At 72.7% G+C, this 13,160-nt stretch carries 13 protein-coding genes; 4 read left to right on the top strand and 9 right to left on the bottom strand.

Annotated elements, in window-relative coordinates; all coding sequences use genetic code 11:
* The first annotated feature begins 44 nt into the window (after nucleotides 1–44).
* The gene (istB, locus tag OG718_RS25795; protein WP_328845281.1) at nucleotides 45–1,382 is read left to right on the top strand and encodes an IS21-like element helper ATPase IstB; all 1,338 of its coding nucleotides are present in this window, start codon (nucleotides 45–47) and stop codon (nucleotides 1,380–1,382) included.
* Here the strand turns inward: istB and OG718_RS25790 are convergent.
* Together OG718_RS25790 and OG718_RS25785 are read right to left on the bottom strand one after the other, a co-directional pair.
* The gene (locus tag OG718_RS25790; RefSeq protein WP_260695346.1) at nucleotides 1,360–1,593 is read right to left on the bottom strand and encodes a hypothetical protein; all 234 of its coding nucleotides are present in this window, start codon (nucleotides 1,591–1,593) and stop codon (nucleotides 1,360–1,362) included. The genes istB and OG718_RS25790 overlap by 23 nt on opposite strands.
* A 449-nt stretch (nucleotides 1,594–2,042) precedes the next feature.
* Nucleotides 2,043–4,586, bottom strand: a complete 2,544-nt coding sequence (locus OG718_RS25785) for a helicase-associated domain-containing protein (RefSeq protein ID WP_143639673.1) — start codon at nucleotides 4,584–4,586, stop codon at nucleotides 2,043–2,045.
* Between the two features lie 431 nt (nucleotides 4,587–5,017).
* On the opposite strand from OG718_RS25785, the gene OG718_RS25780 reads away from it, so the two are divergent.
* Nucleotides 5,018–6,019 (top strand): hypothetical protein, encoded by a 1,002-nt coding sequence (locus tag OG718_RS25780; RefSeq protein WP_143639674.1) that lies wholly within the window; start codon nucleotides 5,018–5,020, stop codon nucleotides 6,017–6,019.
* Here OG718_RS25780 and OG718_RS25775 read toward each other — a convergent pair.
* Genes OG718_RS25775 through OG718_RS25765 form a run of 3 tightly spaced genes read right to left on the bottom strand, consistent with a single transcriptional unit; the run spans nucleotide 5,970 to nucleotide 9,104 of the window.
* A complete protein-coding gene (locus OG718_RS25775) occupies nucleotides 5,970–6,983 on the bottom strand; it encodes an ABC transporter ATP-binding protein (protein WP_328845280.1) in 1,014 nt (337 codons plus the stop codon). The two genes, OG718_RS25780 and OG718_RS25775, sit on opposite strands and share 50 nt — an antisense overlap.
* A 34-nt stretch (nucleotides 6,984–7,017) precedes the next feature.
* Nucleotides 7,018–8,115 carry a FecCD family ABC transporter permease gene (locus OG718_RS25770; protein ID WP_143639677.1) on the bottom strand — a complete coding sequence of 366 codons (1,098 nt, stop codon included), beginning with the start codon at nucleotides 8,113–8,115 and terminating at the stop codon, nucleotides 7,018–7,020.
* A complete protein-coding gene (locus tag OG718_RS25765; protein WP_143639679.1) occupies nucleotides 8,112–9,104 on the bottom strand; it encodes a FecCD family ABC transporter permease in 993 nt (330 codons plus the stop codon). Before OG718_RS25765 ends, OG718_RS25770 begins: the two co-directional genes overlap by 4 nt.
* Nucleotides 9,105–9,256: 152 nt before the next feature.
* Here OG718_RS25765 and OG718_RS25760 point away from each other — a divergent pair, with 152 nt between their 5' ends.
* On the top strand, nucleotides 9,257–9,880 hold the full coding sequence (locus OG718_RS25760; RefSeq protein WP_306938701.1) for an HAD family hydrolase: 624 nt from the start codon (nucleotides 9,257–9,259) through the stop codon (nucleotides 9,878–9,880).
* A 57-nt stretch (nucleotides 9,881–9,937) separates the two neighbouring features.
* Here OG718_RS25760 and OG718_RS25755 read toward each other — a convergent pair whose 3' ends face one another.
* Nucleotides 9,938–10,186 carry a hypothetical protein gene (locus OG718_RS25755; protein ID WP_143639682.1) on the bottom strand — a complete coding sequence of 83 codons (249 nt, stop codon included), beginning with the start codon at nucleotides 10,184–10,186 and terminating at the stop codon, nucleotides 9,938–9,940.
* 187 nt (nucleotides 10,187–10,373) lie between these two features.
* On the opposite strand from OG718_RS25755, the gene OG718_RS25750 reads away from it, so the two are divergent.
* Entirely contained in the window at nucleotides 10,374–10,757 is a 384-nt protein-coding gene (locus OG718_RS25750; protein ID WP_055610283.1) for a cold-shock protein, read from the top strand.
* Between the two features lie 186 nt (nucleotides 10,758–10,943).
* Here OG718_RS25750 and OG718_RS25745 read toward each other — a convergent pair whose 3' ends face one another.
* Genes OG718_RS25745 through OG718_RS25735 form a run of 3 tightly spaced genes read right to left on the bottom strand, consistent with a single transcriptional unit; the run spans nucleotide 10,944 to nucleotide 13,069 of the window.
* Entirely contained in the window at nucleotides 10,944–11,834 is an 891-nt protein-coding gene (locus tag OG718_RS25745; protein WP_328845279.1) for a 1,4-dihydroxy-6-naphthoate synthase, read from the bottom strand.
* Nucleotides 11,818–12,561 carry a futalosine hydrolase gene (locus OG718_RS25740; protein ID WP_328845278.1) on the bottom strand — a complete coding sequence of 248 codons (744 nt, stop codon included), beginning with the start codon at nucleotides 12,559–12,561 and terminating at the stop codon, nucleotides 11,818–11,820. Before OG718_RS25740 ends, OG718_RS25745 begins: the two co-directional genes overlap by 17 nt.
* A gap of 19 nt (nucleotides 12,562–12,580) precedes the next feature.
* Nucleotides 12,581–13,069: a hypothetical protein gene (locus OG718_RS25735; RefSeq protein WP_143639685.1), complete on the bottom strand. Its 489-nt coding sequence runs from the start codon at nucleotides 13,067–13,069 to the stop codon at nucleotides 12,581–12,583.
* Between the last annotated feature and the right edge of the window lie 91 nt (nucleotides 13,070–13,160).

The following is a 13,160-nucleotide window of genomic DNA, read 5'->3' as shown; positions in this document are numbered from 1 at the left end:
CGCACGCGCCTCCGCCGGCCTCGCCGACTGTTCCGCTGCCCGTCGTGTCCCAGCCGTCCACGACGCTCGGGTACGCCCTCTTCGCCACCCGCTGGCTCCAGGCCCCGCTCTACTTCGGACTGGTGGCCGCGCAGGGCGTGTACGTCTACAAGTTCTTCAACGAGCTGTGGAATTTAATCCTCCGGTGCGTGACCGGACAGGCGAACGAGACGTACGTCATGCTCGCCGTGCTGAAGCTGGTCGACGTCGTCATGATCGCGAACCTGCTGATCATGGTGATCGTCGGGGGGTACGAGACCTTCGTCTCCCGCATCGGTCTCCAGGGCCACCGTGACCAGCCGGAATGGCTCTCGCACGTCAACTCCAACGTCCTGAAGGTGAAGCTCGCCACCGCCATCGTGGGCATCTCCTCCGTCCACCTGCTCCAGATGTTCGTGGACGTGCACCACACCTCGCAGCACTCGCTGTTGTGGGGGACGGTGATCCACATGGCCTTCATTGCCTCGGCGGCGATCCTGGCGTACATGTCGGGGCCGATGGCGGAGCACGGGGACCGCTCGCACAAGGGGCACGGGCCGGCGCAGGGGCAGGACGGAGCCGGCGGTGGGCATGCCGGCGCGACGACCGTCCCGGCGGAGTTCTCGACCTCGACGGCGGCCACGCGGGCCCCGGTCCCGGTCTCGATCCCGGCCCAGGCGACGGGCTCGTACCTGTCCTCGTCCCCGTACGAGAACTCCTCCTCGTACGGCGACACCTCCTCGTACGAGAACCGGAATCCGTCCTCCTACGACTCCTACGAGACGGGGGCCGAGACCCGGATCCGTGCCGCCCGTTTTCCCTCCCGGAAGCAGCTGGAGGAGTTCGACGAGGAGCACCCGCGGGACTTCGACCGGGAGGTGCTGGCCCGGCTCGGCAAGCTGGACTTCGTCGCCGCGCGGCGGAACGTGGTGTTCGTCGGGCCGCCCGGCACCGGCAAGACGCATCTCGCCGTCGGCCTCGGTGTGCGGGCCTGCCAGGCGGGACACCAGGTGCTGTTCGCGACCGCCGCCCAGTGGGCCGCGAGGCTGACCGGGGCGCGGGCGGCCGGGCGGCTCGCCGAGGAGCTGGCCGCGCTGGACGCCCACCCGCTGCTGATCGTCGACGAGGTCGGCTACACCCCGTTCGACGCGGACACCGCCCATCTCTTCTTCCAGCTCGTCGCGCACCGCTACGAGCGCGCCTCGCTGATCGTGACCGGCGACCGCCCGCTCGGCCGCTGGGACGAGATCTTCGGCGGCGCCGCCCCCGCGATGGTCGACCGCCTCGCGCACCACGCGGAGATCGTCCGCCTCGAAGGGGACAGCTACCGGATGCGCCGGGCTACTTCAGCGTGGGCAGAGTGATGTTGTTGACCAGCGGTCCCTCGACGCTGACCCCCTCGGTGACGAGCGGTTCGACGGCGGCGACCGGGATGGGCAGCGGCAGCGCGGGCTGGGCGGCGGCGGCCTGCGGGGCGAGCACGCCGATGAGCGCGGCCGAGGCGAAGAGCGTGGCGGTGGCGGCGGTACGGATCGCGGTGCTGGTCGCGGTGCGGGTCCGGAGCGTGGAACGCATGGGGTTTCTGAAGCCTTTCGAACGCTGCTGAGCGGGGGTGGGGGCCCTCGGAGGGGACGGGCCGGACTCGGATGCCGAGTCCGGCCCGCGGGGCGTCGTGGGCGTGCGGGGGCGGCCTCAGAGGGTCAGGCCCCCGCCGAGATCGATACCGATCGCCGCGGCCTGTGACGCGAGTGCGCCGAGCAGCGCGGCGGTACCGATCAGAACGGTGGCGACACGGCGAGCAGTGCGCATGGGACTACCTCCTGGTTGTGTGATCAGGCCGGTGCCCGATCAGGACGTCCAGTGGCTGCCCCACGACTCGCGCCGCGATGCGGGAGGTCCCCGAAGGTCCCTCATGGGTGGGAAGCGTCCGGCGTGGCGTGCATGAACCGCCGCGTACACCCGGACGAGTGAGGCGGGGCGGACCGTCGGCCGGGGGGTGGGGTGCGGTTTCTGGCCGGGCCGCCTCAGGCCTGTTCGTCCGCCAGCTCCGCGACGCCCGTCACGCGGTGCAGTGGGTACGTACGGACCTCGTCCGCGGTGTGGTCGTACGCCGTGACGAAGCCGCCCTCCACCTTGATCGGGGCGATGACGCGCTGGCTGGCGGAGCCCTCGGCGTTGACGTAGCCGATCCAGAGGGTGTCGCCGGTGAGGACGGCGGCCTGCATGGTGGCGAGGGTCTCGGCGGAGGTGGTGCGGGGAAGCGTGCCGTTGCGGCCGGGAGCGGCGGCGGTGGGCTTGTGCGGGGTCGTGGAGGCCAGGTCGCCCGCGCGGATGGCCCGGATCGCGGCGCCCAGCAGGGTGGTGTCGGGGGACGGCGGACCGTCCGGGACCGGCTCGGGCGCCGTGCGCGGGGGCGTGCGATGGGCGTGCGCGCGGGTGATCAGTACGTCGCCCTCGGCCGACTCGGCGGCCGGTGCGAAGCCCATCGAACGCAGTCCTTCGAGCAGTGTCGCCGGGTCGGCCTGCGCGGCCAGCACCGTGGGCGCGAGGCGGCGCAGGCGCAGCCCCTGGGAGCGCTTGTCGGCGATGATCTCGTTCAGCAGGGCGTCGTCGTCGCAGCGGACGTACGCCGAAGCCGAGCCGATCCGCAGGTGGCCGTGTCTGCGCGCCACGTCGTCGATCAGGTAGGTGAGCGGCTGCGGAACCGGCGTACGGGAGTGCTCGGAGAGGAACGTGTGCAGGTCCGAGGCCGAGCGGCCCGCGTCCAGCGCCCGGCGGACGGAGCCCGGTGTGAAGCGGTACACCGTCGCCCCGCCCTTCGACTCCACGTCCGCGAGGACGTCCAGCGTGTCCGCCAGCGGGCGTTGCAGCGGGCCCGGAGCCACCGCCGTCAGGTCCGCCTGGAGGAGGACGTGGTCGAGGGGCTCGGGGAGCAGGGGCGCGAGCAGGCGGCCGGCGCGGGAGGCGGCGGAGGCCAGCTCGGCGGGCGAGCGGGGCTGCGGAGGGGGCGCGGGGTGATGCCTGTGGTGGTGGACGGGGAGTTTGTCGCCCGGTCCTGAGTCCGTCTCCGGGGCGGGTGAGCTCGATTCCGCCCCGATCAGCGCCCGCCCGTGCGCCGACAGCGCCCCCCGCCCGGTGATCCCCAGTGACTCGGCCTCGGACAGCGTCCACCGGGCGAGCCGGGCCCGCAGATCGTCCGAGGAGGCGGCCCCGCGCAGCGCGCGCTCCCAGTGGAGGCGGGCGACGAGGGAGTCGGGGGACGCGGAGGCGCCCTCGGGGAGTGCGGCGAGGAGTGTCAGGACGCGGTGGCGGACCTCCGGGGCGGCCGAGCGGTCGAGGCCCGGGCCCAGCGCGGACAGCGTGCGCTCCTTGGTGTCCCGGCCGCCGATCACGCCCGCCGTGCGGGTGGCGGACAGCCAGGCCGTGGCCAGCCGCGTCCAGCGCTCGGCCGACGGGAGCTCCAGCCATTCGTCGTACGCGGGGGTCGCCGCGTAGCGCTCGTCGGCCTCGCCGTCCGACGCCAACAGGCCTGCCGCGTAGGCGAGTTCGATCCAGAACGCGGCGACCGGTTCCGAGACGTCCAGGGCCACGGCGGTGCGCTTGAGGTCCCGTACGCTCAGGCCGCCCGCGCGCAGGACGGTCGGGCCGCCCTCGTCCCAGTCCTTCAGCAGTTCCTCGACGGTCGCGAGCGCGGTGTACGCCTGGCCGGCCGCCGACGTGTCCACAACCTGTGGACGGTGCGTGGCGGCGGGCTCGACCGCCGGCGGCAGGGGCGCGGTGTCGCGATGGGCGCGGCCCGCCCTGAGATGGAGGGCGACCTCGCGGGGCAGTACGACCGTGCCGGGCGCCGTCGGCAGGAGCAGACCGCGGTCCAGGAGCCAGCGCAGACGCGAGGCGGGATCGGCGGTCACCTGGCCGTAGGGCGGGCCCCAGACCAGCCGGGACAGGACGTCCAGGGAGTCGGGCGCGGCCGTGGCGAGCAGGTCCGCCATCCGGGCACGGTCGGTGAAGAGGGCGGTCAGGGACGCCACCGCCGACACCGCGTCGTGCGTCGTGGGCAGCCCCGCCGCCGTGAGGATCTCCTGGATCCGGCCGGGGGACATGCCCGACGTGGCCTCCGCGACCGTCGGGCCGAGGCCCGTCGGGGACGGGTGCTGCGGCGAGGGCGCGAGCAACTCGCGGGCCGTGCGGACCAGGCGGAGCCGGTCGTCCGGGCCCCACACCAGGGCCTGTTCGCGCAGGGCGGCCAGGGCGTGCGGGAACGCCCCGACGACCGCGGGGTCGTTCTCGTCGCCGGCCAGCAGTGCAAGGAGCGTCTCGTGGTCCGCCGGCTCCGGGGCCACGGCCAGCGCCTCCGCCGTCTGGAGCGTGAACCGGTCCAGGCGTTCCAGGGCGCGGATCACGGAGGCGCGGGTGCCGGCGCGGGTGGCGAGCTGCGTGAGGTCGGTGGGGACGGGCGTGATGAGGTCCGGGCGGGCGCGCAGGAGCGCGGCGAGGGAACCGTCCTCCTTCGCGCGGAGCGCCTCCGCGAGGGACCGCGGGGCCACCTGCTTCTCATCGCTGCTCATCCGCTCAACGGTAGCGGGTGGCGGGCCCGGCAGGGGCCGTGTACCGGGCCCCGGAGCCTGTGTGCCGGGCGGACGCCGGGCGGGCGGAACGTTTCCCGGGCGGCCGCGGGACGAACAGCGTCAGGAGCGTCACGGCACCCCTGGCAGCACTCCACCCGCACCGGTCACCCCGGGCTCCCGGTCAACTACTCGGCAGGTCAAAGGGGTTGGGGGATCCGGAGGATCGGGGGATCCGAGGGCGGACCTCGACTTCGACAAGCCGGTCGCCGTCATCGGTGTCGCGCCCCCGTCCGGGAAGTCCTCCGTGGCGTTCCTCCGGGAAGTGGGGAACCCGCGCGTGTGCGAGCCGACCTGACCCGCGTCCGCGCCCACCCCCCTGCGCTAACGTCGTCCCACGGGGTATTCGACGCACCCGCCCCGGAGGGGACTTCGTGGGTATCGAGAGCGACCAGGTCGTCTACGAGTATCTGAGCCGTGTCGGGGACGTGGCTCAGCAACGGCAGCTGCCGTCGGGCATCCGCATGCGCCTGGTCTCGGAGCTGCGCAACGAGATCGACAGGCGCCGGGCCAAGGCGACCGTCGACAGTCCGGCCGCGGTCCGCCGCATCCTCGAACGGCTCGGCACCCCCGAGTCGGTCGTCGCCGCCGCGAACGCCGACACCGGCGGGGGCGAGGGCCCGGCCGAGCCCCGGGCGGCCGTCCCCACCCAGCGCGCCCAGGAGCCCGAGCCGCGGTCGAAGCGCCTGCGCCGGGTCGTCCCCCGGCCGCGCCCCGCGGAGCCGGACGTCCCCGCGACGGCCGACTCCGCGCCCTCCCCGCCGCACCTCGCGAGCACGGAGGAACTCGGGTCCGGGCAGCCCGACTGGTGGCGGGTGGAGAGCAGCCCGTTCGGGTCGGCGGACAGCGTGCCCGGGTTCACGGGCGGCATCGAGATCCCCGAACTGCTCAAGCCACCGCCCCCGGAGAAGGACGAGCCTGACCCGAAGCCCGCAGCACCCGCCGTCGTACCCGCGCCACCCGTCGAGGCGGCCGAGGCGGACGTGGCGGCCGGGAAGAAGGCCCGCCGCTTCGTCCCCCGGCTGCGCCCCGTCGGCGGCGGCTGGACGAACCCGCTCCTGCTGCTCGCCGCGGCCCTGCTGGTGGCCGGCGCCGCCATCGGGAACCTCGTCATGCTCGGCCTCGGCTGGCTCATCGCCTACCTCTCGCGCCGCCTCAGCCCCACCGAGTCGAAGTGGGCCGTCCTCGGCGTGCCCGGCCTGGTCGCCACCGCGGGCATCGTCTGGCTCTGGGGCCGTACGGAAGGCCGTTGGGGCACGCCCATCGCGGACGGCCGGATGAACGACGCGGTCGCCGAGACCTGGCCCTGGGTCCTGCGCGGCGCGGCTATCGCTTCGGCGCTGTACCTGGTGTGGAGGTCGCAGCGCCCGAGGTAGCGGAGTCCTCCGGGGCGCCCGCCTGGGCCGGGACCTCGGAATCGTCCGCCGGACTCGGGGCTTCGGGGTCGTCCGCCGGGCCCGGGGCTTCGAGGGCGCTCGCCGGGCCCGGGACCTCGGCTTCGCCCGTCGGGCCTGCCGCTTCGCCGTGGCTCACCGCGCTCGGTACACCGGCATCGCCCCGCCACGGGGCCCCGGGCACCACCAGCGGCGACCCGGTCACCGGATCCGGCACGACCACGCACTCCAGCCCGAAGACCTCCCGTACGAGATCGGCCGTGACGATCTCCGACGGTGTCCCGGAGGCGACGATCTGCCCTTCCTTCATGGCGACGAGGTGGTCGGCGTAGCGGGCGGCCTGGTTGAGGTCGTGCAGGACGACCACCACCGTGCGGCCGCGGTCCTGGTTCAACTGCCGCACCAGGTCCAGGACTTCCACCTGGTGCGCGATGTCGAGGTAGGTCGTCGGCTCGTCCAGGAGCAGCAGTTCGGTCTCCTGGGCGAGCGCCATCGCGATCCAGACCCGCTGCCGCTGCCCGCCCGACAGCTCGTCCACGGGACGCTCGGCCAGCGCCGCCACATCCGTACGCTCCATCGCCTCCGTCACGGCCCGCTCGTCCGCCTCCGACCACTGCTGCCACCAGCTCTGGTGCGGCTGGCGGCCGCGCGAGACGAGGTCCGCGACCGTGATCGCCTCGGGCGCGACCGGTGTCTGCGGCAACAGCCCGATCTGCTGGGCGATCCGCTTGGTGGGCAGCTTGGCGAGCGAGGTCCCGTCCAGGAGCACGGCCCCGCCCTTCGGCTTCAGCAGCCGCCCGAGCGCACGCAAAGTGGTCGATTTGCCGCAGGCGTTGGGTCCGACGATGACCGTCACCCGCCCGTCCGGGATCGCGAGGTCCAGCTCGCGCACCACGGTGCGGTCCTCGTACGCGAGCGTCAGCTCACGCGCCGACAGCCTGCTCATGCCCTGCCCCTCCTGCCCTTCGCCATGCTCTGCCTCACGCCTTGCCTCCAGAACGGACGGTACGGCTCCGGACGATGAGCCAGATCAGATACGGCGCCCCCACGGCCGCCGTGAACACCCCGACCGGCACCTCGGTCGGCGAGAACAGCTTCCGCCCCAGCAGATCCGCCAGTACGACGACGACGGCACCGAGCAACGCCGAGCACACGAGCGGGATCTGCGCGGTACGGGTCATCCGCCGGGCGATCTGCGGAGCCAGCAGCGCCACGAAGTCGACCGGACCCGCCGCCCCGGTCGCCACCGAGGCGAGGACGACCCCGAGCACCACGAGCCCCAGCCGCACCCGGTTCAGCCGCACACCGAGCGCCGTCGCCGTGTCGTCGTCCAGACCGACCGCCCGCTGCGCCCGGGCCGCCCACGCGACGGCCGGTACGAGGACCAGCAGCGTCCAGCCGAGGGGCGCGGCCTCCGCCCAGCCGCGGCCGTTCAGCGAGCCCGTCATCCAGATCTGCGCCTGCTGCGCGACCAGGTAGTCGCCCTTCGTCATGAAGAGCGTGGTCACCGAGCGCAGCGCGATCGCGAACCCGATCCCGATGAGCACGAACCGCGTCGCGTGCAGCCCGCCGCGCCAGGCGAAGACGTACACGAGCGCGGCGGCCAGCAGCCCGCCCGCCACCGACAGATACGGCAGGACCGTGTACGACGTCACCCCGAACGTCATCGCGCCCACCGTCAGCGCGCTCGCGCCCTGGCTGATCCCGATGATGTCCGGGCTGGCGAGCGGATTGCGGGCCACGGTCTGGATCAGCCCGCCCGCGACCCCGAAGGCCGCCCCGACGAGCAGCCCGACCACCAGCCGGGGCGCCCGCAGCGTCCCGACCACCAGCTCGTCCGTCGACGGCCGCCCCGCCAGGACCTTCAGCACCTCACCGGGCGCCACGAAGCTCTCGCCGACACAGAGGTACGCGAGACAGGCCGCCGCGAGGAGCAGGGCGAGGCCGGCGGCGACGGCGGTCGCCCGCCGGTGCAGCAGGAAGGTGGCCCGCCGGGCGCGGAGTACGGAGTATCCGGCGGAGGCGGTGGTGGTGGCCCGTCCGGCCGTGGAGGTCCTGGTCGTCGAGGCCGTCGTCACGCCGGTACCGCCTTCCTGCGGACGAGCCCGACCAGGAACGGCACCCCGATCAGCGCCGTCATCACGCCGGCCGGGACCTCGCTCGGCGGGAACAGCACCCGGCCGACGGTGTCCGAGACGAGCAGCATGGTCGGGCCGAGGAGCGCGGCGAGCGGCAGCACCCACCGGTGGGCGGGCCCCACGATCGCGCGGGCGATGTGCGGAACGGCAAGCCCGATGAAGGCGAGGGGCCCGGCTGCGGCGACCCCGACCCCGGTGAGGACGGTGGCCCCGAGCCCGCCGACGATCCGTACCGTCGCGACCCGCTGCCCCAGCCCCTGGGCGACGTCCTCGCCGAGCGCGAGTGCGTCGAGCCCGCGGGCGACCGACAGCACGAGCACGGCCCCGACCAGCAGGAACGGCCACACCTGACCGACGATCTCCGCGTCCCGCCCGGCCAGCGAGCCCACCTGCCAGAACCGGAACTCGTCCAGCGCCGACGCCTTGGTGGTGAGCACGGCGGTGGTGACCGACACGAGCAGCGCGTTGATCGCCGCGCCGCCGAGCGCGAGCTTCACCGGCGTCGCGCCGCCGCGTCCGCTCGACGCGACCGCGTACACCGCGACCGACGCGATGGCGGCGCCCGCGAAGGCGAACCACACATACCCCGTGAGCGTGTGGATCCCCGCGAACGCGATGGCGAGGACGACCCCGACCGAGGCGCCCTGGCTGATGCCGAGGATGCCGGGGTCGGCGATGGGGTTGCGGGTGATGCCCTGGAGGACCGTGCCGGCGAGTGCGAGTCCCGCGCCGACCATGAGGCCGATGAGGGTACGGGGGACGCGCAGGCCGCGTACGACTTCGGCGGCGTCGCTGTGGCCGCCGTTCAGCAGGGCGTCCAGCACGGCGGAGGGTGGGATGGCGCGGGCGCCTACGGCCAGGCTGAACAGGATCGCCAGCAGCAGGGCCAGGACGGCTGCCGCCAGGGCGACTGTGCGTCTGGCTTGCATGGGCTGGTGCTCCGCTGGGCTGGGCGTTGGTTCGGTAAGGCTTGGCTGAGTCTATGTGGCGGTTGTGGTGCGTCGGCTGCGGGTCCGTCGTGGCTGGTCGCGCAGTTCCCCGCGCCCCTTACGGGGCACGATGGCTGGGCACAATGGTCCATATGACTTCTCGTGTGCTGACCGTCGGCTTCGATCTCGACATGACCCTCATCGACTCCCGGCCCGGTATTCACGCCTGCTACCAGGCGCTTTCCGTGCGGACGGGGACGTACATCGATGCCGATCTGGCCATCACGAGGCTCGGGCCGCCGCTCGCTGAGGAACTGGTGAACTGGTTCCCGGCCGAGCAGGTCGAGGCCATGGCGGACGTCTACCGGGAGATGTACCCCACACACGCCATCGCCACGACGCCCGCGATGGCCGGCGCCCGCGAGGCCATAGCGGCGGTACGGGAGGCCGGCGGCCGGGCCATCGTCGTCACCGCCAAGTACGAGCCGAATGCCAAGCTGCATCTCAGCCACCTCGGCATCGAGCCCGACGCCGTCATCGGCGGCCTGTGGGCCGAGGGCAAGGCGGAAGCCCTGCGCGAGTACGACGCGGGCATCTACGTCGGCGACCACACCGGCGACGTACGAGGCGCCCGCACCGCCAACGCCCTGTCCGTGGCGGTGGCCACGGGCCCGTGCGACGCGGAGGAACTGCGGGAGGCGGGAGCGGACGTGGTCCTCAAGGACCTGACGGAGTTCCCGGATTGGCTGGCGGCTCACCAGGGCGCGCCCCTTTAGGGGGCGCGGGTAACTGCGCGACCAGCCACAACCCACCCGCGGCCGACGAACGACCCTTCAGGAACCCTCGCGCGCCTGCCGCCGCCCACGGGCAATCGACTGGAACACCCCCGCTCCCGCGATGAGGAATCCAACCCCCATCAACATGCTCAACCCGAACATGTACGTAGGAAAGGGCGTCGTACCCAGCAACAGTGGGGCAACGGTGACCAGTGTGGCCAAGGCACCGACGAAGAACACGATGGCACCGGCACGGATCAGTCCGTCTCCGGCCGCGGCGGAATTCGTTTGGGTTTTGTCACGCACCCGACCAGGGTAGTTCCCTGCGCGGAGGAACAATCCGGCGACGTCTTGTCAGCAGCCGCCGGACCATTAGCCTTGGTACCGGCGGGTCCGACGACCCGCTGTAGTGCTATCCGGACCCGTTTCCCGAGCAGTTTCGGCCGCAGTTTTCAGACGCAGTTTCCCGACGAGTACGAGGACGAGGACAGACGTGCCTACCGGCAAGGTCAAGTGGTTCAACAGCGAGAAGGGCTTCGGCTTTCTCTCCCGCGACGACGGCGGCGACGTCTTCGTTCATTCCTCGGTCCTGCCCGCCGGAGTCGATGTTCTCAAGCCGGGTCAGCGCGTGGAGTTCGGCGTGGTCGCCGGACAGCGCGGTGACCAGGCGCTTTCGGTGACGATCCTGGACCCCACCCCGTCCGTCGCGGCCGCCCAGCGCCGTAAGCCGGACGAACTGGCGTCCATCGTGCAGGACTTGACGACGCTCCTCGAAAACATCACGCCCATGCTGGAAAGAGGTCGCTACCCCGACAAGGCCTCCGGCGCGAAGATCGCGGGCCTGCTTCGCGCGGTGGCGGACCAACTGGACGTCTAAGGACCTGCACCGCAGGCTCCCGGCACGTGGCTTCTGCGCCCGCACCCCGTCAGGGGGGCGGGCGCGCCTTTAGGGGCGCGGGGCTGTGTACATATGCGGCTCCGCCGCGTGGGCGCGACCAGCCCCCACCGGCCCGCACCCACAATCCGGACCCGGCCACCCCATCGCCCCGTTCACCACCCCTGTTCAGGGAAACGCAAGCGCGTCCGGCGCAAGAGCCGGCACCAGCCCTTCGGCCGCCGCACGCGTCAACAGCCCCCGAACCGCGGCATACCCGTCCTCACCGAGGTCGGCCGTGAACTCGTTGACGTACAGCCCGATGTGCTGGTTCGCGACGGAGACGTCCATCTCCTGGGCATGCTCCATGACGTACGCCCGAGACGCCTCGGGATCGTCCCAGGCGGCCCGCACCGACGTACGGGCGGACTCGGCGAGCAGCCGCAGCGTGTCCTCGCCCAGCGACCGCTTGGCGATGATCGCGCCGAGCGGGATCGGCAGACCCGTCGTCGACTCCCAGTGCTCGCCCATGTCCGCGAGCTTGTGCAGCCCGTAGTTCTGGTAGGTGAAGCGCGCCTCGTGGATCACCAGCCCCGCGTCGACCTTGCCGTCCCGCACCGCCGGCATGATCTCGTGGAACGGCATGACGACGATCTCGCCCACCCCGCCGGGCACGACGTCCGCGGTCCACAGGCGGAACAGCAGGTAGGCGGTCGACCTCTCGCTCGGCACGGCGACCGTGCGGCCGGTGAGGTCCACGCCGGGCTCCCGGGTCAGGACCAGCGGCCCGCAGCCCCGCCCCAGCGCGCCCCCGCAGGGCAGCAGCGCCCACTCGTCCAGGACGTACGGCAGGACGGCGTACGACACCTTCAGGACGTCGGACTCGCCGCGTTCCGCCATGCCGTTGGTGATGTCGATGTCCGCGAAGGTCACGTCCAGTGCGGGCGCCCCCGGGATCCGGCCATGCGCCCACGCGTCGAAGACGAAGGTGTCGTTCGGGCAGGGCGAGTACGCGATCTTCAGCGGCTCGCTGCCGGTTCCGGCACCGGCGCCGGTCTCGTTCTCATTGAGTGCGGTCATGTGGATTCCAACTCTCCAATGCGGGCGCGAGCTTCCCGAACGCCCCGGTGAGTGCCGCGAGCGCGTCCCCGATCCGCCAGGCGGCACGGTCGCGGGGCCCGACCGGATTGGACACGGCACGGAGCTCCAGCACGGGCACGCCGTGCGCGGCCGCCGCCTCCGCGACCCCGAACCCCTCCATCGCCTCGGCGAGCGCCCGTGGATGGCGCCGGCGCAATTCGGCGGCGCGTCCGGCGCTTCCGGTCACGGTGTTGACGGTGAGAACGGCACCGGTACGCGCTCCCGTGACGGCAGCGACCGCTCGTACGAGTGATTCCGGTGGACGGTGGGTGACTGCCCCGAAACCCAGTTCGGTGACCGGGACGAACCCGTCCGCGGTCTCGGCGCCGAGATCCGCCGCGGTGATCTCGTCGGCGAGGACGAGCGACCCGACGGGCGCCTCGGGCTGGAAGCCGCCCCCGATACCGGCGGAGACGACCAGGTCGTACGGCTCGGAGGGCTGTGCGTCGAGGGCGGCTGCCGTGAGCGCGGCCGCGGTCGCCGCGGCGGCGGCCGCGGGGCCCACACCCGCGGCGAGCAGATCGAAGACGGCGGGGCCGCCCTCCGTGGGCGCCACCCTGCTCAGGCTCGCCCCCGGAATCGCGTACTCCCGGGCCGGTGAGGGCGCGAACGCCGCGGCCACCGCGTCCCGTTCGACGAGGACCGCGGTGGCTACGAGGACACGCATGCGCGGCCGATCAGGCGGCTCAAGCGTCGGCGTTCTCGAGCTTGAAGTTCCAGACGCCCACGAACTTCGAGTCGGCCTTGTTCTGCTGGACGATGCTGATGTTCAGCGTCTTCGGCGCGGGCTGGCCCTGCTGGCTCGCGAAGAGGTCGACGCCCTCGAAGGAGTAGTACGTCTTCTTGAAGGGGTCGGTGACGCGCTGACCGTTGATCCACAGGGCCCAGCCCTCGTCCGCGATCTCCGGGTCGACACCGATCCGCAGCGTCTCGCCCTGCGGGACGCTGATCGTGTCGGAGGCCTTCTTGCGGGCGCACTTGGTGGCTTCCGCGCGGCCGATGTTGTCGCCGTCCTTGTAGCACTCGGCCTCGGTGCTGACCGAGTCGTTGCCGATCGTGACGGTGGCCATCGGCGTCGGCTTGTCACAGGCGGACAGGACGAGAAGTCCGGCGGAAACGGCGCCGACGGCGGCGACGGCGCGGCGACGGCGCGCAAGGGGACGCTGGGAGCTCATGCCCGAAGGCTATCGGGCGGGTCCGGCGCCCCACCTACGCGGGTGGGGTACGCGGCGCGCCGCGCTTGTCCTCAGGCGCCGGACGGGCCGA

The sequence above is a fragment of the Streptomyces sp. NBC_00258 genome (assembly GCF_036182465.1).
Lineage (GTDB): Bacteria > Actinomycetota > Actinomycetes > Streptomycetales > Streptomycetaceae > Streptomyces.
The sequence above is the reverse complement of the archived record's forward strand: the minus strand, read 5'-3'. Positions and strand labels throughout refer to the sequence as shown.